Below are 22,309 nucleotides of genomic sequence, written 5' to 3' on the forward strand. Positions count from 1 at the left end.
ACGGGGGCGGAAGACAGGAGATCTTCCACCCCCCCTGTTCCTTTGTTTTGTTTGCTTCTCTTGTTCCTTCTGTCACCCGACGTCGAGACGCAGGAGGTCCTCCTCCGTCTCGCGGCGGACGATCACCCGGGCCTCGCCGTCGTTCACCGCGACGACGGGCGGCCGGAGCACATGGTTGTAGTTGCTGGCCATGGAGCGGCAGTACGCGCCGGTGGCGGGCACGGCGATGAGGTCACCCGGTGCCACGTCGGCGGGCAGGAACGCGTCCTTGACCACGATGTCGCCGCTCTCACAGTGCTTGCCAACGACGCGCGCGAGCATCGGCTCGGCGTCGGAGGTGCGGGAGACGAGGGCGACGCTGTACTCGGCGTCGTACAGCGCGGTCCGGATGTTGTCCGACATGCCGCCGTCGACGGAGACGTACGTCCGCAGCCCGTCGAGGGGCTTGATGGTGCCGACCTCGTAGAGCGTGAAGGCGGTCGGACCGACGATGGCGCGGCCGGGCTCGACGGAGATGCGCGGGGTGCGCAGCTTGGCGGCGTCGCACTCGCGGCTGACGATCTCGGTGAGCGCCTTGGCGATCTCGTGGGGTTCGCTCGGGTCGTCGTCGCTGGTGTAGGCGATGCCGAGGCCACCGCCGAGGTCGATCTCCGGCAGCTCGACGCCGTGCTCGTCGCGGATGTCCTTGAGCAGCCCGACGACCCGGTGGGCGGCGACTTCGAAGCCGGACATGTCGAAGATCTGCGACCCGATGTGGGAGTGGATGCCGATGAGCTCGAGTCCGTCGAGCTGGAGGGCACGGCGTACGGCTTCGGCGGCCTGGCCCCCGGCGAGCGGGATGCCGAACTTCTGGTCTTCGTGGGCGGTGGCGATGAACTCGTGTGTGTGGGCCTCGACGCCGACGGTGATACGGATCTGGACGCGCTGTCGCTTGCCGAGGGAGGAAGCGATGTGGGCGACGCGGACGATCTCCTGGAAGGAGTCGAGGACGATACGCCCGACACCGGCGTCGATGGCCCGGTGGATCTCTTCCGTGGACTTGTTGTTGCCGTGGAAGGCGATGCGGTCGGCGGGCATGCCGGCGGAGAGGGCGGTGGCGAGCTCGCCGCCGGAGCAGACGTCGAGGTTGAGCCCCTCCTCGTGCAGCCACCGCACGACGGCACGGGACAGGAACGCCTTCCCGGCGTAGAAGACGTCGGCCTCGTGCCCGAAGGCGGTGCGCCAGGCGCGGGCGCGGGCACGGAAGTCGGCCTCGTCCATGACGTAGGTCGGGGTGCCGAACTCCTCGGCGAGCCGGGTGACGGGGATGCCGCCGACGGTCACCACACCGTCACCGTCCCTGCCGACGGTCTGGGCCCACACCTTGGGGTCCAGGACGTTGAGGTCGGTGGGCGGGGCGGAATAGTGGCCCTCGGGGAGGACATCGGCGTGACGGGGCCCGGCGGGGTGTGCGGAACGGCTCATGACTCTTCTGGGCTTCCTCAGAGGTGTTCGGGTGCGTCGATTCCGAGCAGGGACAGGCCGCCGGCCAGCACCGTCCCGGCGGCTTCGGCGAGGGCGAGCCGGGAGCGGTGGGCGGCCGAGGGTTTCTCGTCGCCGCGCGGCAGTACGGCCGGAAGGAGCGGGAGGACGGCATCGGCGACGGTGACGAGGTGCCGGGCGAGGCGGTCGGGGGCGCTGGTGGCGGCCGCCGCCTGGAGGATGCGGGGGTGGTCGGCGAGGTGGGTCAGCAGCTCACGTGCGTCCGGTACGTCGCCGGGCTGGGCGGCGAAGCCGAGGTCGGCGGCGTTGCGGCCGAGGGCGCGGGTGCGGGCGTGTGCGTACCGGACGCGGAAGAGCGGGTTGGTCTCGCGCTGGACGAGGTGCTCGTCGGTGATGCGTGGCCGGTCGTGGGCAGCAGGGTGGAGGAGGGCCCAGAGGGCGGCGTCGCGGCCGAGCGGGACGGGGTCGGCGGGCGCCGGGACGGGCCGTACGTCGACGTCGAGCGGGACGGAGTCGGCGGGCCGGCCGTACGTGTCGACGCGCGCGCCCAGCACGCTCTCCCACGCGGGATCAGGCTGGGCCTCGCAGCTGGTGCGGACGAGATCGCCCTGGGAACGGAGGAGCCGGGCAACGGCTTCCATGACGACGACGGCGCGGACCTCTCGGGGGCAGCGCAGTCGCCGGAGCTGCCCAGTGGACCCGTCGACGTACCCGTCGACGACGCCGTACCGCGGTCCCCGCCGCAGGATCTCCTCGACGAGGGCGGCGGGCGCGGTGCCGTTCAGGCTGATGTTGAGGAACCCCGGCCCGGTGACGACGACGTCCGAGACACCGTCGGTCGCAGCGAGACGCGTGCGGAGGATCTCGGCGACGCGGTGGGGCGGCTGTCCGGCCCGGCGGGCGAGCTGGAGGGCGATGCTGGTGGCGTAGTCACCACAGCCACCGGGCCCCGGCACGGTGACCACGGCACGCTCCGGCACGGTCACGCTCAGCTCCCCCTCGTCGACAGCACGGCGCACCGCGCGCAGCACGGTGCGGGAGAGCTCGACGGGGGTCACGGGACAAGCGTATGGGAGGGAGGGGGTGGGTAGGCGAACCTGTTTCGGCGGGGTCCCGGCATGTGGACGGCGGTGGTGGGGTGACTGACGACAGCTCTTTCGCGGCCACGCCGACGGGACTACTGACCGCCCGTTCAGCCGCCGGCCCGTCCGGCGGCCTCGCCGGCGCCGAAGACACTGCCGAACACGGCCTCGTCACTGATACCGCCGCCGCGCCGCCCGCTCCGCTTCCGCTCGACCAACTGCCGTACGAGTCCAACCAGTTCGGCGGGCTCGAAGGGCTTGGCGAGGAACGCGTCGACGCCGACGTCGAGGCCGGTCTCGACCTCGTACTGGGTGCAGGCGCTGACGATGGCGAGGGGCAGGTCGCTGGTACCGGGGTCGGCGCGCAGCCGGGCGGCGGTACGGAGGCCGTCCAGCCGGGGCATGGCGACATCGAGGGTGACCGCGTCGGGGCGCACCTGATGGACGACTTCCAGACACTCGGCACCATCGGCCGCGGTCACGACCTCGAACCCCTCCAGTTCGAGATTGACCCTGATCAACTGCCGGATGACCTTGTTGTCGTCCACAACAAGCACCCGGCCCGACGCGCCTGGCACAACTCGAGAGTAGGTCGGGACCGGCCACCGCGTCCGGGTTTTCCCCACTTCCACCCCCTGCGGGCGACGTGACGGGGATCGCGTGACCACGTAAACCTGTTCATGGACACCCCGAAGGAGCTGATAGGGTTCTACCCGTCGCCGCGAACACCGCAGCCGACACGCCCCCGTAGCTCAGGGGATAGAGCAACGGCCTCCGGAGCCGTGTGCGCAGGTTCGAATCCTGCCGGGGGCACTCGCCAGTCAGCCAGCAAGAATCATGCTCTGACCTGTGCGGATGCCGACATGAGAGAGCGGGAGTCAGTCTCACTGACTCCCGCTCTTTCTCGTTGCCTCTCACTGTTCGCGCACCATCTGCGATACACGCGACACACCTCCGACACGCTCCGGGGACTGCGCCTCCAGCGCTCCCCGGAGCGTGACGCCTTGACCAGCCGAACCGCGCCCCTGACACTTGGTGTATGACATCTGTACTACGGAGCTAGGGAAGGAGGAACGATGACCCCTGAAACCCGAGGCAAGAAAGGCAAGCCAGCCGTACCCGGCACGAAGCGGGGCGAGGCGAGCGTCACGCGCGGCAGGATCACCAGGAAGCCTTTGATCAGCAAGACCACGAAAAGCGCGAAGACTGAGCAGTACAGTGCTCTACTCCGCGTAGGAAGCTATTCCCGTTCTACTGAAGTGGCTCAAGTCAGGCTGAGGCCTGACGAAATGGCAGCCCTGCGGCTGGTGATGCAGTCCCTCAATCTGCCGTCGGTCTCCGATGCGCTTCGAGAAGGACTCCGCTTGCTCTCACGTGAGGCGGCAGAGGTGGCAGCCTCTGAGGAGATTCGAGCCTTCTACCAGGGCGCTCCTGCTCCGACTCCGGCAGGTGTGCTGCCTGCCACTGCGGAGGAGCTGGCCGCAGCGGACGAAATCGAATGGTAAACCCAGGCTCTGCATTGCGTGGTGAGGTCTGGGGATGCGCACTGCCAAACCCGATTGGTAACCATCCTGTCGTCATTCTCACGGTCAACCGCATTGCTGAGCCCTTGTCAGCAATCACGGTTGCCGTGGTCACGGGGACTTCTGGACCTGGCGCTACTCACGTCACTATCGGTCCTGAATGCGGCGTTACCAAGTACGACGAGTCTTACGTCAACTGCACCGACCTGCACACAGTCGACAAGTCCAGGCTCCGTAAGCGTCTCGGATTGCTAGATCCAGCGGAAATGCGGCAAGTCGAGGACCGCGTCCGCGTGATCCTGGGACTGTCCTAGAACCCAGTGGTCAGGCAGCCTAAAGCCTGGAAGGACGGGCCCGAAGAATCGGGCCCGTCCTTCCAGGCTTTACAGCGTCGCTACGCGGCGTCGCCTTCTTCCTCCAAGGCCTTTGCGATCTTCTCGTTGGCCGCTTCCTCGTGCCCGTCGATGCAGCCGTGGTACCGGCGGTGGATCACCTCAGGGGAGTTGCCGACGCGCCGGGCTACTTCTGCGATCGGGACCCCCGCGTTGAGCCACCGCGTGATGCACGCGTGCCGCAGGTCGTACGGGCGTCCAGCCAACGGCGAGGCGACACGCTCGGGCGGGAGGGCGAACAGCCGCGCTTCCTCCCACACGCGCCAGTACGTTGACGAACCGACGACTCCCCCGCGCTCGTTGCCGAACACCCGCCCCTCCTTGGCGGTCCCGAACTCCTTCAGGTGGGCCCGCAGGATGGCGACCAGAACGGGCGGGATGGGGACCGGGCGGTCCGTGTCCGCCTCGCGCGCCTTCAGGCCCCGGCGGTCGTGCCGCTCCCCCGAATCCGTCCACTGCTTGCCGGAGACCGGACGCGTCTCCCGAAGCGTCAGCGTGCCCCAACCCGCCTCCGGCAGGTGGCAGTCAGAGAGCCTCAGCCCGACCGCCTCAGCGGGCCTGAGTCCCGCGTAGTACAGGACCGCGTAGAAGGCAGCCAGGCGCCGCCCACGGTTGCGGTCCCATGAACCGACGTAGGAAACCGCGGTGAGCAACTGGCGCCCCTGTACGGCGTTCACAAGGACGCGTCGGTCCACCACCGCGCCAGAGCCCACACGCTTCTTGTGGGCCCCCTGGAGAGGGTTCTCCGGGAGTTCCTTCACGGCCACTGCGTGTTCGAGGGCCGTGTTCAGGGCCCGGCGCCGCCGCTTGTGCGTCTCCCCCGCCGCCGGAGTGCCATCCAGTCGATAACTGAGGCGGTACAGCACGTCCTCGAACACCTCAACGTCGGTCAGGTCGACAACCGGCCGATCCTCCTTCGTGAGCCACTCGTACGCGGCCTTCAGTTCGGCCGGCGGCTCCTGTCCCGCGTTCGCGGGGACGATCGCCCACCGGAACGCCAGGCGCAGGTACTTGTCCTCAGGGGTGTTCTCGCCCCGCTTCACCATGGCCAGCGCCACGGCCGCGAGACCGTCCGCCATGCCCTCACGGGTCTTGGCGGCGCTCATGCGCCACCGCCCGGCAACGTACTTCCGGCAGAACTCGAACCACCGCAACGACGGCTTGGCCTCAACCGCCGTTGCCGCCGCCTCTTCCGCCGCGCGGACTTCGGACTCAGGCTGTCCGCTCGCGATCTTGAATGCCTCGCCCCGGCGCATGGCCTGCCGCAACTCCGAGCGTCGGCTTTCAGCGAGTGCCGACGTGGCGAACGTCGCGCTGCTCACCTTCCCGCCTACGACCCACCGGAGTTGATACGGCCGTGCCTTGCGGTCGACCTTCGTGACCTTCCACAGCCGGACGTCAAGGGAGTACCCCGACCGGGCCTCCCCGTGCGGGCGGAGAGGCGAGGCGTCATCGGTCGTGCTCACGCAGCGTCCTCTCGCTCTGCAAGCCACCGCTCGTATTCTGACCGGCGGATTCGTACGTCACCGTTCGGGAGCTTGATCGAGCGGGGTCCCTTGCCGAGTTGGCGCCACCGGTAGAACGTCGACGGGGCCACCTTCAGATCGGTGATGACCTCCGCGACGGTCAACTTCTCGTCCAGCGCGCGGGCGCTCATACCGCCGTCCCTTCGGCTTCGGTCGACCCGGACAGCCCGGACAGCTCCAATTCCGACTGTCCGGGTTGTTCGTGCTGGTCAGATGAGGTAACCGGACAGTCGGACAGTGCGGACACCTCCGGTACGCCCTGTGTCCGGGTCTCGGTGTCCGGGTAGTACCGGCCGCTGCCGTCCCTGGTGAGCTGTCCGTCAGCGGCCATGCGGGAGCAGGTGCGGCGGATGGTGTCGATGTCGACCTGCGGAAAGTCGCCCGCGATGTCCTTCGGCTTCGCCCCGGGGTTGGCACGGACGTGCCGCAGGATCGCGGCACGGGTGTCGCCCACGGTGTGGTCGGCTACCGGGCCGTCCAACAAGTGCCAGGCACCGGAGGCAGATTGGAACTGAAGCGCGTACTCGGCTTCATCCACGTCCCGGCCGGTGACGTGCAGGATGCCGTCCGCCTGTCCGCGGGCCCGCTTGAGTACGAGGGTGGCGTCCGCGGCGCCCGCGATGCCGTTGGTCCCGGAGACCTCCGTCAGGAAGTCATCCGAGCCTGCCTTGCGGACATGGTGGACCAGGACCACGGCGATGCCGTAGTGGTCCGCGAGCCGCTTGGCGTAGCCGACGGAGACGTAATCCGCGTCGTACGCGGACACCCCTTGCGGGGCTTGACCGCGCATCTTGGCGAACACGTCGATCACGACCATGCGCGCATCGGGGTTGCGGTCCAACCACTGGGCAATGGCCTCGGTGCCGCCCTGGGGGAAGGGCGGACATTCGGTGACCAAGGTCAGCCCGGCGGGCGCCAGCTGTCCGCCCAAGAGCTTGCCCATGCGGGTCTGAAGTCGTCGCGGGGTGTCTTCCAGGGCGAGGTAGAGCACCGGGCCGCCCTGGACGGGCACGGAGTCGAACGCCTGCCCTCCGGCCGCGACCGACAGCCCCAGCCCGAGGGAGAGCCAGGACTTGCCGACCTTGGGAGGTCCGGCGAGCAGGCTGACGCCTTCGGCGAGGATGCCGGGCACGGCCCATTTCGGCTCCGGGAAGTGCGCGGCCATGAGCTGATCGGCCGTCCATGCGGTCCGCGGGCGCTCCCGCTTCGGCGCCGCTGCTGCCGGGGGGTGCGGGTCGCTGGGCACGGAGTACAGGTGCAGGGGCGGAATCGGGTTGGCGCTCATGCCGCGACCGTCCGGGGGCGCCGTGCTCCGGCCCGCAGGCCGGAGGCGATGGTGCGCTCTGCCTCGCGCTCGCCCTGGCCGACTTGGAGCGCGGCCGGCAGGAGCCAACCGGTGACCTCGTCTTCACTGAGCTCCCCTCCGGCAACGAGCTGTCCGAGAGCGACCGCGGCGACGTACAGCGCGTTGTTGTGCTCGTGCGGGCCGGAGCCGGTGACCCGCTCCACCTCCCCGTTGACGGCGGAGCGCAGGAAGGCGGTGCGCCGTCCACGGCCCGCGAGGGCGACGGTGATGGGGGTCTGCGGGGGCAGCGGGGCGGGGCGCAGGAGTTCGGCGAGCCAGTCCGGCAGGGGCGCCACGGGGGCGTGGTGGGTGACCTCGTAGGGGTGTCCGGCGAAGGTGCTGCCCGCGCCGACCACGAGTCCGCCCCACGCGCGGGTGTCGACCTTCCAGCCGAGCCCGCGGACGCTATCCCCGGCGGTGTTGCGCAGGGGCTCGCCCTCGGGTGCGGCGAAGTACAGGTGTGTGCCGCCGCTCCACGTGCGCACCGTATGGGTGTCGGCGGGGAACGGCTGGCCGTGCCGCTCGCAGAGCACCGCGAGCACTTCGGCGCCATCGGTGACGCCGTGCTCAGCCCACACGGCCGGCGGGGTGTCGCCGGGGTGCTTGGGCTTGTCCAGGTCGATGACGACCAGGCCGGAAGGACCGGTGGCGATGCCGATGTTGAAGGCGGCGGTGGACCAGGCGCGGGTGATGCGGTCCGGGTCGGTCGTGGCGCGGGTCTCCCAGTCGGAGACGGCCGGGCGCTTGTCGCCTGGGATGAGGGGGAAGACGCGCCAGCCACGCGACGCAGCGTCAAGCGCGGCGGTGAGCTGGGCAGAGCCGTCCGGGTACTGCATGCTGAGGGTTCTCCTGTTCTGTCTACGGATGGGCAGGGAGAACCGCGGCGGCGGGCGACCTTGCTGGGGAGTCCCGCCGCCGCGGCGTTGCTACTGGTGCTTGGTCCAGTGGGCGTACTGCTGCCGGACGTAGTGGCGCGGGTCGCAGATGACGGCCGCGTCGTCCAGGTCCATCAGGCGTTCGGCCGCCTCGGTCGCTATCTCGGCCGCGTCGCCGGGGAAGCCGTCGGCTTCGTCCTTGAGGGCGATGCGGTCCAGGACGGCCGCCTTGCGCAGCCAGAAGTCACGCGGCAGCCGGGTACCGAACGGCTTGTCGGCGGCTGTCTGGGCGGTCCACCCGATCTCGCTGATGATGTTCGGGGCGAGCGCGTACGCGGTCTCCGGGTCCGGCCACGGTCCGGTGTTGCTGTGATGGTCGGCCGTGACGTACAGCCGCAGCGCCTTGCCGTCGCGGGTGGGGTGCTGGCGGACCGGGCCGACGGTGAATGCCTGCGACAGGGCGTCGCTGACGCGGTCGGTGTCGGCCGGATCGCAGATGACGCGGATTTCGAACACGGCTTACTGCTCCTTGCTGGTCTCGGTGGCGGGGAGTGCGGGCAGTCCCGCGCGTTCCAGGGCGGTGGGGTCGAAGCCGGGCAGTGCGGCGCGGGTGACGAGTGCCTGCGCGAGCTGTTCGGCGTAGGCGGCGCCGGTGCGGGCCACCTCGATCTGTGTGGTGGCGCGGAGGGTTTCGACGCGCTCGACGTGGGCGTGTTCCTCGCGCCGCTCGCTCGTCTGCCGTTCGTACGCGACGGTTTCGCGGCGGTCGGTGCGCCAGTAGCGGGCGGCGAGCCCGTAGGCGCCGGCGGTGGCCAGGGACCACAGCAGCAGCGGCAGCGAGAGCCCGTCGGCGTATCCGGCCACGCCCGCGAAAGCGAGTGCGCCGGAGGCGGCGAACGCGGTTCCGGCGAGCACGGAGTCTCCGGTTGCGTTGCCCGCGACCACGCCCGCGGCGGCGGCACCGAGGGAGAGCGCGGTCATCAACGCGGCGTTGCCGAGGGAGTGTTCGGCGCCGTTGGCGTTCCAGATCCGGGCCAGCGCGAGCACGGTCGTGGTGGCCAGGGCGGGCGCGGCCTTGGGCAGTGCGGCGGCGAGCCAGTGGCGGGCAAGGGTGGGGTCGTTCACGGCGGTTGTCCCGTCAGTCGAAGGAGGCCAGGAAGTCGGCGAAGGAGGCCACCAGGTCGTGGATGGGCCCGTAGGCGCCGGTCCCGGCGGTGAAGAAGCCGAACAGGAACAGCAGCACTGCGGCGCCCGGACCGCTGGCCCTGGTCTTGACGGCGACGACGGAGGCGGCACCGAGCAGCAGCACGGCGGAGAAGGTGAGGGTCATCGCGACACCCCCGAGCGGGGGGTGTCGGTACCCGCGCGGTAGATACGGGCCCACCGGTTGTAAAGCCAACGGCCGACGCGTATGCGCTTGCCGGTCGCGTGGCAGCGGCGGCAGTCCTTGCCGCGCTTCATGCGGCCCTTGCGGTCGGTCTTCATGGTGAAGCCCCAGCCGGAGCACTTGCGGCAGTTGCCGAACGGCGAGGCAGCACACACAGCGACGTAACACAGCGTTACGCCGACGAGTAGGGTGATAGCGAGCAGGACAGGGGTCACGAAGGGCCCTCCGGGGCGGTTTTCAGGGGTTTCCGCAGGTGGGCCGCTATCCGCTAGCGGCCTGATCAAAGCGGGTTTGGGGCGCTAGCGGGGCCGCTAACGTTAGCGGGGTGTGCCGCTAGCGCTAGCGGCCCCGGAACCTCAGCCCGCGTCCCGGTTTCCGTCACGCTCCGCAATCGCGGCGACGATGTGGGAGCGGTCGATGCCGCGCCGGTTGACGACCTTGCCCTTCACGCGGCGGCCCACCTGGATGGTGGAGACGCCGTGCGGCTTGAGGGCGGCGGCGAGCCCTTCGGGGTCCCATCCGTCGTAGACGTCCTCGCGCAGGTCGGCGAGCCGGGCGACGACGGTCTCGGACCACACCTTGGGCTCATCGGCCGGGACGACGGCGAGGATGTCGGCGAGCAGGTCGTAGCCGCTGCCCGCAGCAGGTTCCGGCTCCTGACCGAGCGCGTAGCCGGACAGGGTCCCGGCTTCCTCGCGTGCCTTGCGGGCCCGCCGCGCGATCCGGTCCGCGTTCGGGGCGTCGACGTAGACGCTGCGGATGATCCGGGCGTCCGAGCCGTCGCCGACGAAGTAGGCAATGCCCTTGTCGGCCCAGGCGAACATGGTGGCGCGCACGCCCCTCTTGTAGGAGGACGTGCCCAGCACCATGTCGTTCTCGGTCTGGCCCATGACCTTCATGCACAGCCGCACGCCGGCGTTCGCAGAGATGCCCGTGGGCAGCGACTTCGCGTCGGGCCGCTGAGTGGCCAGCATCAGCACGATCCCAGTGGCCGGTCCGCGCTTGACCAGGTCGGTGCAGATCTCCTCGAACTCCTTGCCGTACTTGTCGTGCTCGAACCACACCTGGCACTCGTCCACGCAGATGACGATGGGGTGCAGTCCCAGACTCGGCTTGGAGGCAAGGTCGCTGGTCACCTTGGACTCCGGGCAGATGTCCCGCGGCAGCGAGCGGATCACCTTCGCGCGGCGCCGCAGCTCGCCACGCACCTCGCGCATGTCGGCGATGGCGTACTCGATGTCCTCGTCTTCCTCCCCGGCACGATGCCGGTAGGAGACGTGCTCGCCGACCGGGTCCAGGTCGCCGGTGCCCTTCAGGTCGTAGGTGTGCAGCTCCGCACGCGGGTCCAACGCTGCGATCAGCGCGAACAGACGCAGCAGGAACGTCTTGCCCATACGCGGGATCGCACCGATGATCGCCGCGATGTACATGAACGTCAGGCCCACCCAGCGGCCCCGCTGGTCGGTGGAGAAGTCGACCGGCTTGAACAGGTCGACCAAACCGGACTTGGCCAGCGACCACGCAGGCTGCTTGGCCCGGTTCATGTCCTGATCGCCCACCCACAGCACCAGGCGCCCGGTGTGCTCATCGGCCACCGCCTCCGGCCACACACAGCCCAGCGGGCGGCGCAGGCCGGACGCGAGCCGCTCACGCCGCTCGATGATGTCCGTCACGGTCACGCCGTAGGGCAGGTTGCCCTCCGCACGCCAGCCGGGCCCGTCCCGGGTGATCGGGGCGGTGAACTCGAACCCGTCCCGCCCCTTGCCCTGCGCCTGATTGATCGCGGGAATGCCGAGCGAGCCGAGCGCACGCAGCACGATGTCACTGGTGAGCTTGACCGCCGTAGGCAGTTCCACCGCACGGTGGATGACCGGGTCATCCGCACGGCGGCCGGCAGCCCCGAGTGCCATCACGACCGCACCCACCGACAGGGCCTGAAGCCAGTCGGGGGCGAGCACGTAGATGGCGAGCGCGGAACCGAGCCCGATGAACATCGCGAGCACGGTCACGAGGGTGCGCATGCGGACCCGCCCGTCGCGCTGCCGCGACAGCTTCAGGTACTCCGCCGCGTCCTCACGCCGGACCGCGGCGAGCCGGACCGGCTCACCCTCGCGGTCGGCCACCCACCGCACCGTGCCGCCCACGAACTTCGCCGCCCCGGCAGGGGCTTGCAGGGTGAGGCGCATGGCGTAGACCGGGGAGCGCAGCGCGTGATAGCCCAGCGAATGGGCGTAGTGCCGGGCCACCCACGCCGTAGCGGTCCGCAGCTCCGCCACGGACTTCAGCCACACCGGGACGATCGCACGGCGCTGCGCCCCGAGCAGCCGACCGAGGTAGCCCGGACCGGTCGCGGTCGGGCCCGGCTGGTCGACCATCACGCGGACGGTCGGGTCGGCCGACTCGGCAACCGACCGGTCGGGGTCGGAGTCGGGCGACTGGTCGGCGTCGGGTCGGGCGGTCGGGTCGGCCGACTCGATGCGGGCCGACCGGGCCTTGTCCAGGTCGACGACCTCGCCCCCGGAGTCGGGGCGGGAGTCGGCGTTCATCTCGGCTTCGAGCCGGTTGAACAGTTCGTTGTCGTCGTCGGGGTGCTTCACTGAGACTTCCTTCTCTCGGGAGGAATGGCGGGGGCGGTCCGTCGCTGTAGGAGGTGAGCGAACCGGCCCCGCCGGGCTTGTGGTGCGTGGGTCAGGCGGCGGTGCGGGCGCCCGTCGGGCGGGCGGTCACCACCAGCTGGACGACTTCTTCGCGGCCTTCGCGGTGGCCGCCGCGCTCACGACCCGCTGCCGCTCGGTCTGCAGGGCGGTGATCTCCGCGCTGAGCCGGGTCTCGGCCGCGCCCCACGCGGTCTCCAACTTCCGGTCGGCGCGCGTGGTCCTCTTGCCCCTCACGACCTGGACGGAGCCGCCGGCCAGGGCACGCAGGACGGCTCGCCGTTCGGAGCCGGTGAGCGGCCACATCTCGCGCTCACGGACCGCAGCGAGCTTGCGGGTGGTGATCCGGATCTCGCGGTCCAGGCGGTTCGTGTTGGGCTTGCCCATGGTCAACTCCCCTTCAGGGATGCGTGGTTGGCGCTCGGGTTGGTGGGGGTGGAGGTGTCGGGGTACGCGCACAGCACGCACATGCCGAGCGAGGTCGGCAGGCAGTAGCCGTAGACGACCTGGCACTTGGGGCAAGTGCGGCGGGCGAGCATCGCCAGGGCGAGCGCACCGCACCTGCGGGAGGTCATCGGCCGGACCGGCTTGGCCAGGTCGACGCGGTAGAGGTAAGCGACCTACACCCCGGCCTTGCGGCCCCGGTGGCGGCGCATCACCTGTGCGGCCACCGGCTGACCGCCCGGCCGCAGCCCGCGGGCACGGAGCTGACGGCGCGTCGCATAGCCGTCCGGGGCGAACCGCCAGGGGAACGTGGGCACCCCGAACCGGATACCGGACGGGTCGTAGCACTTGCTGTAGGCCACAGACATCAGGCGGCCACCCCTGCGACCGGGGCGTCCGTGCGGGCGCCGGACCGGCCGGCGCGGCGCCCGGTGACGGTGGCCAGCAGCCTGCCCAGTCCCGCGCGGCGGGTTCCGGCCCGGCCCTGCTTGGCCGCGTACATCGCCTCATCCGCCCGCCGCAGCAGGCCGGACAGGTCATCGGCGGGAAAGTCCGCGGCGCGTACCCAGCCGAGCGAGACCGTGGTGCGGACGGCCGGATCCTGGCCGTCGACCGGCCGGGCCAGCACGCCGTGCAGCACAGCGAGCAGATCTGCCGCGGTGCCGTGGCCGTCGATGAGGACGGCGGCGAACTCATCGCCCCCGAGCCGTCCGGCGACCCCGGCCGGGCCGGCGTGGTGGGCCAGGCGGTCGGCGGTCGCCTTCAACAGGGCGTCCCCGGCCGCGTGCCCGAAGGTGTCGTTGATGTGCTTGAAGCGGTCGACGTCGGCCAGCACCACCACCGCGCGCGGGTCCTTGAGCAGGGCCGTGGCGCGGCGGGTGAAGCCGTCGCGGGTGCGTAACCCGGTGAGCGGGTCACGCCGGGCGGTGTTCAGGCAGCCTCGCAGCCACCACACATGCACCGCCCACCCGACGGCCAGAGGGAGCGCGGACAGCAGGACCGTGGCCAGGGTGCTCACGCTGCCACCCCCTCGGCACCGTCGCCGGACACCGGGGCGCCGGGAGCGTCCGCAGGGTGCAGCGCGCGCCCGTCTGCCCGCTCGGCGAGCAGTGCGTCACGGACGGTCCGGGCCGGGCCGGAGCCGCAGTGCAGAGCCTTGCGCAGCGCCTCGCCGTTGATCGCGGCGTCCGTCCAATCGGCCGTGACCGTGCGCGCCTCAGCGAGCAGTTCGGCCGGGGTGCGCTGAGGCGAGACGCCCTTGTTCTTGACCGGCCGCTTGCGCGGGGGCTTGGGCGCCCCACGCTGCGGCCCCTCCGGCTCCTGCGGGGCCTGCGGTTCGGGGGCGGCCGGCACGGCATCGGCGGCGGGGGCGAGTTCGCCCATGCGCAGCATCACACGCTCACGCCGCGGGGTCTTCGTCCGCCACTTGCGGCCGTAGCGCTCGCGCAGGTCCGCGCGGGCCAACAGCCGCTCCCGCTCACGGGCGAGCGCGTCGGCGTAGGAGGTGACCTCCCACAGCGTCATACGGCGCCACAGCGCGAACGTGGAGGGGAAGGCGAGCAGCCAGCGGGAGAACCGGATCTTCTCCATGCGGCGGCCGGTCGCGGCGCCGATACGGACGGCGTAGACGTGCGCGCCGATCTCGGAGAACACGACCCACAGCAGCGGCATCGTGCCGTGCGCGACCTTCGCCCACATGCCCTGTCCGGCGGCGACGTTCAACCCGCAGGTGACCAGGGTGAGCGCCCAGGGCACGAACCGCACCCACGCCAACGCCATGTCCATCCGGATCAACAACAGGTTGGCCACGGTGAACACCGGAATGGCCACGTCGATGCCGACCGGCAGCATCCACGGCTCACCAAAGCCCCACCGGGCGGCGGCAGAGGAGACCGCGTCGAACGAGGCGATCAGCCCCAAGGCGCCAACCCCGGCCGCGGCCAGCGCACCCAGCCCGGCAAGCCCCATCTCCGGCTTCGTCAGCGGCGGCACCGCCGGACGCTCGATGCTATGCGTCATCGTCATGCCGCACCTCCCGCAGCGATCAGGGCCGCGACGATGAGCAGCGCACCGCCAGCACAGGTCAGGTCGACCGCGCGGCGCAGGCCGGCGAACTTGACGACGGCGAGGCGGGACAGGCCCGCGATATCCGCGCTCAGGGTGTTCTCAGACAGCGCGGCCGTGATCTCCTCGGCGGTGAGCGTCGCCCACAGCGGGAAGCCGTGCCGCCCCTTGGTGTTGGGACGGACCGACCGCAGCAGCAGACCGGCCGCCACGATCAACAGCGTCATGCCCGCGCCGCCCACCGCAAGGGAAACGGCGTTCAGCGGCACGTCCTTGGCGACCGTCCAGGCCCCGGCCAGCACTGCGCCGATAAACGCCAGCAACAGCCCTGTCTTCGTGTCCGTCCGCGCGATCTCCGCCTTCACCTCGGCATGCGCGGCCGTCAGGTTCTGCTCACGGGCGATCATGCCGTCTCGCCCTCCGCCGAAGCCCGCAGCTGGGCATCCATCAGTTCGGCTTCCACGTCGGTGACCTGGCCGTCAAGAATCCGCTGGTAGACCGCCTCGCTCTCCCGGAACATGCGAGCCTGAAAGTCGGTGCTGTCGCTCATGCCGCCGCTCCCTTCCGGGAGGTCCGGCGGCGCCCGGCGGGGCGCGCCAGCGGGACGACGTTGAACAGCTCCGGAGCGTGCGCCTCGATCACCTCGGCGGCGATACGGGCCACGTCGTCCGGCAGGCTCCGGTACTCGGGGTCAGTGAGGATGTCGCGCGCCGCGTCAAGGCGGGCCGCACGCTCTTCCTCCGTCTCGCCCTCGGCTCCGAGCCACAGCTCAACCGGCGTACCGAGGGCGAGTTCCACGAAGTCCTCGGCAGAGACGGCCTGTTGATGGCCGATGTACGTACGCATTCACGTTCTCCTGAGTCGTAGGAGCAGGGAGAACCACGGCGCCGGGCGACCTTGCTGGGGAGTCTCAGCACCGCAGTGACTTCAGATTGACCTAGGTCAATCTAGCTGTCAAGGGGGTTCGGACAAAGAGCAGAGATTGACCTAGGTCCGGCTACTCTCGAACCCATGGAGCAGAGCCCAGAAGCGCCCAAGCAGACGCCCACGGCCAAGGAGATTGCTGCGCAGTACCGCGCGAAGATCACGGGCCCAAACCCCGAGTACAAGCCGGGAGCTCAGCTCCCCGCGGCCCGCAAGCTCGCCAAAGACCTTTCCGTGCAGCTCATGACCGTGCAGAGCGCGTACAGCCAGCTCCGTGACGAGGGGTTGATTCTCACCCAGCAAGGCCGCGGGACGTTCGTCCGTGACCCGTCGGTGCCGCTCGGTACCGAGCCGGGCAGTAGCCCCGCATACACCGCACTGGCAGCAGAGCTCAGCACGATCCATGACGCTCTTCGCCTGCTCGGCGAGCGACTCGACCGCCTTGAACAGCTCGTCGGCGACGGGACTCCACCCGCTCCGTGAGTTCGTCCGCACGCCGCAGCAGTTGTTCAACCGTGGCGCGCGCCTCGCTCAGACTCGCTTCGATCAAGGCAAGTTCCGTGGGAGTCAGACCTCCCAACTCGCCGCTTCGCCCATCCATCCTCGACATGGCAATGAGCATGCGGCCGGAAACAGAAGAGGACCCGGACAAACTGTCCGGGTCCTCTTCCCTTGCAGGTCAGGCGTGTTGACGACTCGTCATCGAGTAGCTTCCTCAACGGCGTCCAGCACTGCGGCCCACGGGAGTTCGCGCCCCGCCGGCGCTTCCCTCGGCTCGTACAGCGGCCAGACGTCCGGGCCGTCGACGACATGCACTCCCCCGGCCCGAAGGGCGTCGATGTGGCCTTGCCACGCGGGGTGGCGAGCGTGCGCCGCGTTCACCCGCGGGAAGACGACCACCGGCAGACCCAGGGTGCCGATAGCCTCGCCAACCTGGGTCAGCGCCTGGTTGTCCATCATGCCAGTCGCAAGCTTGGCGACCATGTTGGCCGACGCGGGAGCGACCACGTAGCAATCAACCGGCGGATGCGGCCGGGCCTCACCAGGCAGGCGCGGTTCGTCGCGTACGGGTAGGCCGGTGAGCTTCTCCAACCGCTCAACCTCCCCGCTCAGCCGCAGCCACTGGCCTGCGGTCGGCGTCAGCGTGATAGCCACCTGCCATCCGCGGTCCATCGCCGGTTCGACGAGACCGGTACGCAGCACCTCTACGCCCCCGGCCGCCGATCCGACGACCCCGAGCACCCCGCGCTTGCCTGAACTCACTGCACCGCCCTGCACCGTTGCGCCATCACGAACACCTCGGACGAACGCGAACCGCCGATCACGGGGGACTGCTTGATCAGGTCCCGCAGCGTCTCGCGCACCCTCGGATTGTTTCGTACGAGCTGCGGCGACGTGCGCTCCGCCGTGTGCAACTCCGTGAACGCCTCGTCTCCCTGGCCGGCGAGCGACAGAGCGCGCGCGTAGTCGATGCGGTGCGAGACGCTGCGCTCCTGCGGCATGTGGTCGACGTTGATCCGGCCGTGTTCGACCACGTACGAGACGTTGTCGAGGTCCAGCTCAACGGACAGGCGATGGAGCAAGACGTTCGTCGGCCCGAATCCGGTCTGCCAGTAGTTCTCATCCGACCCGAGGTCGCCCGCGAGCTCCTCGGCACGGTCCAACAGCCCCGTGGCGGTGAGCCGGTCCTGATGCCGCGCTGCCGCGACAGCGGCACGCAGGTGGATCATGCCCAACAGGCTGAGCGCCGCCGGATCATGCTCGGTCACCTGAGACGACAGCCACGTGGCGGCCGTGTTGCCCAGTTCGAGGGCATCGTCATACCGCCCGTTGGAGAGCAGGGCATGGGTGCCGGACCGTGCTGCGGACGCGAGTACGAGCGGGTCGTCCGCCTCGTCAGCGGCTCGCATCGCGCGCTCAGCAGCAAGCCACGAGATGTCCGATTCACCGATCTTCGCGAGAGTCGTTGCCGCGAGGTGGTGCGTCCGGGCCGATACGGCCCAGCAATCGCCCCGGTCCTCACCGTGGCGCCCCGCTCGCTCTTCCAACTCCTGTGCCGTCTGAAGCAGAGCGGGGAGCGCGGCGATGACGCTGCCGAGCCGTCCGCCCTGGTAGTCGTTCCACGCCTGCTCCACGCGCACGGCCGCAGGGGCAGGCGTGGGGAGCTGAGTCTCAGCGGCGGGGCCGAAGAGCAGGCGTGAGAGGCGACGCGGGCTCATGAGGGCATCGCGCACGGCGGGGACGTCGTCCTGTTGCCGCTCGTCTTCCATGAGCACGGTCTGTCCGAGCAGATCCCCGAGGGGCACACGCAGTACGCGCGCCAGCTCCGTGAGCATGTCGATGCGTGGCGGATTCCGGCGCCCGGTCTCGATCTTCGCGAGCCAGTCAGTGCTACGACCGACCAGGCCGGCCAGCACCTCTTGCGTCTGGCCGCGACGCTTCCGATAGAACGCGATCCGCTCGCCGATGCTGAGGTGATCTCCAAGACCACGCATTGCGTGTTGCCTCCCGCTGCTGAGTAGGGGCGTCATTTACGGTACGACGCGCGGCAGGCAACGGGTAAGCGATCTCAGCCGCTGCGATAGCCGTGGCCAGCGTGTGGCATAGAGCAGGAGGCGACCCGGACAGTTTGTCCGGGTGCGATGTGCCGGGCTGAGGTGTCCGGACTGTCCGGGTGTCCGCTTAGCGCCCTGACCTGCGCAAACACCCCGGACAGCTAGAGCAAGAGCTGTCCGGGGTGTCCGGACTGAACGGACTCAGACGTCGGCACAGGGGCGGAGCACTGCGGCCCGGAGAGGAGTGACCAACTTCCTGGCTCCGCCACTGAATCAGACGCCTAAGCGACGCCCCCAAGTGTTGCAGCCTGTCGGCGCAGCCGACCCATCACGAGCGTAGGAGCCGCAGGCGACTTCCGATCTATCTACCTCACATATCGGGATTTCCGAACGCTAGGAAGGCGACTCACCGGGCGGACCCACCTCATCATCAGGCTCCTTGACTACCTTTTGCCAGGCTGCCGAGCCTCCACCTTTCCCAGGCACACGTTCAATTTGATTGGCGGCAGCCAGGCGGAGAAAAATCCGCTTCACTTCATTCTCGGATCCGATTCCCGTCAGCTCGCGCACTCGCTTATTCGTGATCTCAGGATGAGACTCCAGCCACTCCATAATCAATTCTTCAGGAGTACCCAACTTCTGATGCCGGATCTCAACGAGTACCGAAGTTTCAGTTTGTCGAATAATAGGGTCTCGCAACTTCAGCTTCTTCATAGCGGTGAACGCGGTGTTGAGCCCCTCCCCTACGTCCTTGTTGGGCGGATCGGGGAACTTGTTGATCAACCGCACGATCGTTCCATTGCGCGCGAACCGTTCATCAAGAATGTTGCTCTCAGTGATGTGCGCCGGAAGCCTGCCAGGGCTTTCCACTTCAACCCTGTTATCGTAAACTCTCACATGGACGTCATCAGCGATTCCGTAGTCTCTATGCAGAACAGAATTCGTGATGATCTCATGCAGTGTGACGAAGGGGTAAGTGATCGACTCAAGCCCCTGAGGTCCAAGGATGCGAACTTGCTCGATGATTTCCGAAGTCTTCTGTACCGATTCCTGGATCTGATCATACAGACACCCCTCGACCGTAATCGGATCGAAGTCCAGGTTTTCGCGACTGCCCTGCGCATCAGATGTCTTATAACGGTAAATCTTAATGGCTGAGCGCTTCGGTAGAGCCGCTTGCGGTTCGTCGGAGAAGAGTAGTACCGCAGCGACAGTGGGCTTACCTTCATGAATCAGAAGCTGCTTCTTTAGCCACGGAAGGGGCTCTGCACTCGGAACGACATCGAGCATGAACTTGATTATGGTCTCGGAGTTAGAAATTGAGTCAATCGGTGCGGAAACAGTGGCCGTCTCGAAGGAGGTGATGCCCTTGTTTCGGGAAAGCCTTTCCAGATCAGCAGGCGAGGTGTACGGGATGCTCTGAGCTCCCCTGCGTACATACACCTTGCCGTCCGAACCCTTAGCGATTTCCCTCGTCTTCTGGATGGTCACGTGAAGGACCAGACCGTCACCCGGGGTTGGACTCTCAAGGAACTCGTATACATAGTCCTGACCGAGCGGGAAAAGGGTCTCGAAACTCTGAATGTGGCCGTTGGCTGCTTCCGGATCGGGAAAGCCGCGCCACTTTCGAATTTTCTTTCCCTTATCGACCTCGTCGATCCCTACGTAGAGTTCACCGCCGTCCGCGTTAGCGAACGCAGCGATTGTCTTAGTCAGTTTTCCAGGCGCAATGTCGACAGACTTAAGGTCTGAGAAGTGAGCCTCATCTAGATTAAGAATCTTGGCGACGTCACTAGCCGTTACGGGCACCACCTGGATAGACATGCGGATAGAGTCTCACAAGTCGTCAGAAGCTGGACTGCTGTTGGCGATCTCCAAGGTGTGAGCTCGCAGGCAGAGCGGCTGCGTTACGGCAGGGGCAGCGCCCTTCATAGGCCCTTCCTCCTGGGTACCTTCACCGTGCAGGGCTTCGGGACGAAGCTGCCGTGGGGGTTCGCGTCTCCGCCAGCGCCCACTGCAGAACGCCCACAGGTGCTGCCGCCACTTGGACGAGGCCCGGGTGTTCTCGCGACGATCCCAGCGCCCGCGCGACACAGTCCGGGCCGTGTTGGCGCTTCCGATCAACTCCCGCGCAGGTCAAGCGGCGCTTCACCCACGATCGGCACAATCACTCCGGAGTGTTGTAAGACTGTTCAGCTGACCCATATGCCATCGGGTGAGAGACGGCGAGCAAGACGCCGGCCCGCGGCGCTTACGGGAGTCGACCAGGACACATCCGAGACCTTGCATCCAAAATCAGTGGCGAGTGCCTGTACGAGCGTGGCACCAATGCCACGATGCCTGTAGACGTCCGCTACCCAAATTAGGATGATTCGGGGGCGCAGGGTGGCGTCCTCATCCCCGTACGGGGACCCGTCTATGAGATCCCAACGGCGGTGTTCGTTAGTGTCGTGGGCTGCCACGTAGCCAATGATGCACTCGTCTACTTTCAACAGATACGCGCGATAGTTGTCCGTAGTCGCTTCAGGTTCACCTACGTGGGACCACGACGGAAAGTCGTAGCTGTCCTCCCTCTGCGGCATACGCGCCACTTGGTGGGCCAACCTCCGCCACGAAATCGGTGACTGCGTCGTGACAACTGCCAGGTCACCCCACCAGTCAAGTCCCTTCGGCACTCGAACACCTAGGGCCCAAGAGGCATGATGCACGCGATGGACGTTGTCATCGTCGTCTACATCCCGAAAACGCATGCCACAGGGGCACTTGTCACTACTCGGCGTCTCCAACTGCTGGAACTGGACTGGAATCGCGCCACGGCTAAGGTCCTCGCCGCCGCCTCCTACCCAAGGCCGGAAGGGTGCATCATCCGACTCGACGTAACCGGTCCAGCGGTCTACCCACCCCGGATGCTGCTCGGGAAACATCTCCCGAATTTGCTTCTGAGCCGCTGGCAGTGTGGGGCGGACCCATACACTGCCAGCTGTCGCCCGGCCGTTGAGGCGCAGGCCGGACTCCGTTGCCTTAGCTCGCAGGAACTTCAGGAACACTCCGGGGGGTGAATCGAAGTCGACTCCGCGGATCAGCTCTCGCTCACCAGGTGCGAGCCACTCATCGACGGGCAACGCAAGCCGCTCGGCCATGGCGTGCAGTTTGCTGTAGTCATGTTTGAGCTCTGCGGCACGCAAAGCTTCGACCGTAGCCTCGACGTCTCGAAACCGAGCGCACAAGTCGATCCAACGAGGGCCGTTCCCCCAGTAGAAGGCCCCCCGGTAACCCTCGTACCGAATCCGGTTCATGGCCGCATCGCGCGCCCTGTCGACTGCTGCTAAGTAGTCTGCTGGCAGATCTCGTTCGTCGCCCCGTGAGGATTCCTCATCGACGTAGCTGTCTCGGTCGAGCTGGACGGTGGCGAACTGGCGTGAGGGCCGGACATGGATCTTCCGTGTGTCCCGGCTGCTCGCATCAGCGACAAGGTGGATGGTCCGCTCGGTCATGCACTCTGCTCCATAGCTCTAGCCGGATCGGTGGGACCGATCATTCCTGTCCCTGCGAGCCTCGGGAAGGGCGCGGACCTGGAACGAGGCTTGATCGGCTCAATCACACTTCGGTGCCGGCACCCTGATGCTGTCCGGCCGTCCGGTTACCGACGGGCTGCAACACCCCGGGGTGTTGCAGCCCGTCGGCGAAGCCGACCGCTCAATGGGCGCAGGAGCCGGAGGCGACTTCCTACTTCGCACTATCTGCGATACAGGAGGGCACCACACGCCTCCGGGGATCAAGGAATCTGCTGGTCAGGGCCCATTCGCAAGCCGAACTCTGATTGTGCTCCGGAGCCGTGTGCGCAGGTTCGAATCCTGCCGGGGGCACTCCGGATCAAGGCGCTGAACAGCAGAAATGCGGTTCAGCGCCTTCCTTGTGCATGCCAAAACTGCAACGGCCACATTGGCCGTGACCGCTCGGTCTCGCATCACGCCGAACTGGGACTTCAGGGCGTCAGGCAGACGAAATCCCAATTGTCCGATCCCACGGAATTGCTTTGCGTGGGACATACGTGGG

At 68.1% G+C, this 22,309-nt stretch carries 25 protein-coding genes, 1 tRNA gene and 1 pseudogene; 4 read left to right on the top strand and 23 right to left on the bottom strand.

Annotation, left to right across the window (positions count from 1 at the left end; genetic code table 11):
• Window positions 1–72: 72 nt before the first annotated feature.
• The 3 genes from lysA to AQJ91_RS34850 form a co-directional block, all read right to left on the bottom strand.
• On the bottom strand, window positions 73–1,464 hold the full coding sequence (lysA, locus tag AQJ91_RS34840; RefSeq protein ID WP_067029607.1) for a diaminopimelate decarboxylase: 1,392 nt from the start codon (window positions 1,462–1,464) through the stop codon (window positions 73–75).
• 17 nt (window positions 1,465–1,481) lie between these two features.
• On the bottom strand, window positions 1,482–2,540 hold the full coding sequence (gene nrtL / locus AQJ91_RS34845; RefSeq protein WP_067029609.1) for an ArgS-related anticodon-binding protein NrtL: 1,059 nt from the start codon (window positions 2,538–2,540) through the stop codon (window positions 1,482–1,484).
• A gap of 134 nt (window positions 2,541–2,674) precedes the next feature.
• On the bottom strand, window positions 2,675–3,121 hold the full coding sequence (locus AQJ91_RS34850; RefSeq protein WP_407696969.1) for a response regulator: 447 nt from the start codon (window positions 3,119–3,121) through the stop codon (window positions 2,675–2,677).
• Window positions 3,122–3,305: 184 nt separating this feature from the next.
• Here AQJ91_RS34850 and AQJ91_RS34855 point away from each other — a divergent pair.
• The 3 genes from AQJ91_RS34855 (at window position 3,306) to AQJ91_RS50615 (ending at window position 4,401) form a co-directional block, all read left to right on the top strand.
• A tRNA-Arg gene (locus tag AQJ91_RS34855) sits at window positions 3,306–3,377 on the top strand.
• Between the two features lie 263 nt (window positions 3,378–3,640).
• Complete coding sequence (locus AQJ91_RS56350; protein WP_234383215.1) at window positions 3,641–4,069, top strand: hypothetical protein; 429 nt, start codon at window positions 3,641–3,643, stop codon at window positions 4,067–4,069.
• A complete protein-coding gene (locus AQJ91_RS50615; protein ID WP_079085438.1) occupies window positions 4,063–4,401 on the top strand; it encodes a type II toxin-antitoxin system PemK/MazF family toxin in 339 nt (112 codons plus the stop codon). The genes AQJ91_RS56350 and AQJ91_RS50615 overlap by 7 nt, the downstream gene beginning before the upstream one ends.
• Before the next feature lie 80 nt (window positions 4,402–4,481).
• On the opposite strand, the gene AQJ91_RS34860 is transcribed toward AQJ91_RS50615, so the two are convergent.
• The 16 genes and pseudogenes from AQJ91_RS34860 to AQJ91_RS34930 all read right to left on the bottom strand — a co-directional run bounded on the left by AQJ91_RS34860 (window position 4,482) and on the right by AQJ91_RS34930 (window position 15,620).
• A complete protein-coding gene (locus AQJ91_RS34860; RefSeq protein WP_199848095.1) occupies window positions 4,482–5,945 on the bottom strand; it encodes a tyrosine-type recombinase/integrase in 1,464 nt (487 codons plus the stop codon).
• Window positions 5,942–6,136 carry a helix-turn-helix transcriptional regulator gene (locus AQJ91_RS34865; RefSeq protein WP_067029612.1) on the bottom strand — a complete coding sequence of 65 codons (195 nt, stop codon included), beginning with the start codon at window positions 6,134–6,136 and terminating at the stop codon, window positions 5,942–5,944. The genes AQJ91_RS34860 and AQJ91_RS34865 overlap by 4 nt, the downstream gene beginning before the upstream one ends.
• A complete protein-coding gene (locus AQJ91_RS34870) occupies window positions 6,133–7,290 on the bottom strand; it encodes an AAA family ATPase (protein ID WP_067029614.1) in 1,158 nt (385 codons plus the stop codon). Before AQJ91_RS34870 ends, AQJ91_RS34865 begins: the two co-directional genes overlap by 4 nt.
• Window positions 7,287–8,186 (bottom strand): bifunctional DNA primase/polymerase, encoded by a 900-nt coding sequence (locus AQJ91_RS34875; RefSeq protein ID WP_067029616.1) that lies wholly within the window; start codon window positions 8,184–8,186, stop codon window positions 7,287–7,289. The genes AQJ91_RS34870 and AQJ91_RS34875 overlap by 4 nt, the downstream gene beginning before the upstream one ends.
• 90 nt (window positions 8,187–8,276) lie before the next feature.
• Window positions 8,277–8,741, bottom strand: a complete 465-nt coding sequence (locus AQJ91_RS34880) for a hypothetical protein (protein ID WP_067029618.1) — start codon at window positions 8,739–8,741, stop codon at window positions 8,277–8,279.
• Window positions 8,742–8,744: 3 nt separating this feature from the next.
• Entirely contained in the window at window positions 8,745–9,350 is a 606-nt protein-coding gene (locus AQJ91_RS34885; protein ID WP_067029620.1) for a hypothetical protein, read from the bottom strand.
• 13 nt (window positions 9,351–9,363) lie between these two features.
• Window positions 9,364–9,555 carry a hypothetical protein gene (locus tag AQJ91_RS34890; RefSeq protein ID WP_067029622.1) on the bottom strand — a complete coding sequence of 64 codons (192 nt, stop codon included), beginning with the start codon at window positions 9,553–9,555 and terminating at the stop codon, window positions 9,364–9,366.
• A complete protein-coding gene (locus AQJ91_RS34895) occupies window positions 9,552–9,827 on the bottom strand; it encodes a hypothetical protein (protein ID WP_067029624.1) in 276 nt (91 codons plus the stop codon). The genes AQJ91_RS34890 and AQJ91_RS34895 overlap by 4 nt, the downstream gene beginning before the upstream one ends.
• Before the next feature lie 141 nt (window positions 9,828–9,968).
• Complete coding sequence (locus AQJ91_RS34900; protein WP_199848096.1) at window positions 9,969–12,209, bottom strand: FtsK/SpoIIIE domain-containing protein; 2,241 nt, start codon at window positions 12,207–12,209, stop codon at window positions 9,969–9,971.
• A gap of 126 nt (window positions 12,210–12,335) precedes the next feature.
• The gene (locus AQJ91_RS34905) at window positions 12,336–12,653 is read right to left on the bottom strand and encodes a hypothetical protein (RefSeq protein WP_067029626.1); all 318 of its coding nucleotides are present in this window, start codon (window positions 12,651–12,653) and stop codon (window positions 12,336–12,338) included.
• 2 nt (window positions 12,654–12,655) lie between these two features.
• Window positions 12,656–13,078, bottom strand: a pseudogene (locus AQJ91_RS34910) (RRQRL motif-containing zinc-binding protein).
• Window positions 13,078–13,728, bottom strand: coding sequence for a GGDEF domain-containing protein (locus AQJ91_RS34915; RefSeq protein ID WP_067029628.1), 651 nt, complete (start codon window positions 13,726–13,728; stop codon window positions 13,078–13,080). Before AQJ91_RS34915 ends, AQJ91_RS34910 begins: the two are co-directional and overlap by 1 nt.
• The gene (locus AQJ91_RS34920) at window positions 13,725–14,735 is read right to left on the bottom strand and encodes a DUF2637 domain-containing protein (RefSeq protein WP_067029630.1); all 1,011 of its coding nucleotides are present in this window, start codon (window positions 14,733–14,735) and stop codon (window positions 13,725–13,727) included. The genes AQJ91_RS34915 and AQJ91_RS34920 overlap by 4 nt, the downstream gene beginning before the upstream one ends.
• Window positions 14,732–15,181 carry a Pycsar system effector family protein gene (locus AQJ91_RS34925; RefSeq protein WP_067029632.1) on the bottom strand — a complete coding sequence of 150 codons (450 nt, stop codon included), beginning with the start codon at window positions 15,179–15,181 and terminating at the stop codon, window positions 14,732–14,734. The genes AQJ91_RS34920 and AQJ91_RS34925 overlap by 4 nt, the downstream gene beginning before the upstream one ends.
• Complete coding sequence (locus AQJ91_RS53955) at window positions 15,178–15,324, bottom strand: hypothetical protein (protein WP_159054716.1); 147 nt, start codon at window positions 15,322–15,324, stop codon at window positions 15,178–15,180. The genes AQJ91_RS34925 and AQJ91_RS53955 overlap by 4 nt, the downstream gene beginning before the upstream one ends.
• The gene (locus AQJ91_RS34930) at window positions 15,321–15,620 is read right to left on the bottom strand and encodes a hypothetical protein (protein ID WP_067029634.1); all 300 of its coding nucleotides are present in this window, start codon (window positions 15,618–15,620) and stop codon (window positions 15,321–15,323) included. The genes AQJ91_RS53955 and AQJ91_RS34930 overlap by 4 nt, the downstream gene beginning before the upstream one ends.
• Before the next feature lie 165 nt (window positions 15,621–15,785).
• Between AQJ91_RS34930 and AQJ91_RS34935 the strand changes: the two genes are divergently transcribed.
• Window positions 15,786–16,181 (top strand): GntR family transcriptional regulator, encoded by a 396-nt coding sequence (locus AQJ91_RS34935; protein WP_067029635.1) that lies wholly within the window; start codon window positions 15,786–15,788, stop codon window positions 16,179–16,181.
• Between the two features lie 216 nt (window positions 16,182–16,397).
• On the opposite strand, the gene AQJ91_RS34940 is transcribed toward AQJ91_RS34935, so the two are convergent.
• The 4 genes from AQJ91_RS34940 to AQJ91_RS52685 form a co-directional block, all read right to left on the bottom strand.
• Window positions 16,398–16,961, bottom strand: a complete 564-nt coding sequence (locus AQJ91_RS34940) for a flavoprotein (RefSeq protein WP_234383216.1) — start codon at window positions 16,959–16,961, stop codon at window positions 16,398–16,400.
• On the bottom strand, window positions 16,958–18,229 hold the full coding sequence (locus tag AQJ91_RS34945; protein WP_234383217.1) for a helix-turn-helix domain-containing protein: 1,272 nt from the start codon (window positions 18,227–18,229) through the stop codon (window positions 16,958–16,960). The genes AQJ91_RS34940 and AQJ91_RS34945 overlap by 4 nt, the downstream gene beginning before the upstream one ends.
• 417 nt (window positions 18,230–18,646) lie before the next feature.
• The gene (locus AQJ91_RS50620; protein ID WP_079085439.1) at window positions 18,647–20,077 is read right to left on the bottom strand and encodes an ATP-binding protein; all 1,431 of its coding nucleotides are present in this window, start codon (window positions 20,075–20,077) and stop codon (window positions 18,647–18,649) included.
• Window positions 20,078–20,445: 368 nt separating this feature from the next.
• Window positions 20,446–21,747 carry a GNAT family N-acetyltransferase gene (locus AQJ91_RS52685; RefSeq protein WP_107122614.1) on the bottom strand — a complete coding sequence of 434 codons (1,302 nt, stop codon included), beginning with the start codon at window positions 21,745–21,747 and terminating at the stop codon, window positions 20,446–20,448.
• Window positions 21,748–22,309 lie beyond the last annotated feature (562 nt).

It is taken from the genome of Streptomyces dysideae, from assembly GCF_001514305.1.
Taxonomy (GTDB): Bacteria; Actinomycetota; Actinomycetes; order Streptomycetales; family Streptomycetaceae; genus Streptomyces; species Streptomyces dysideae.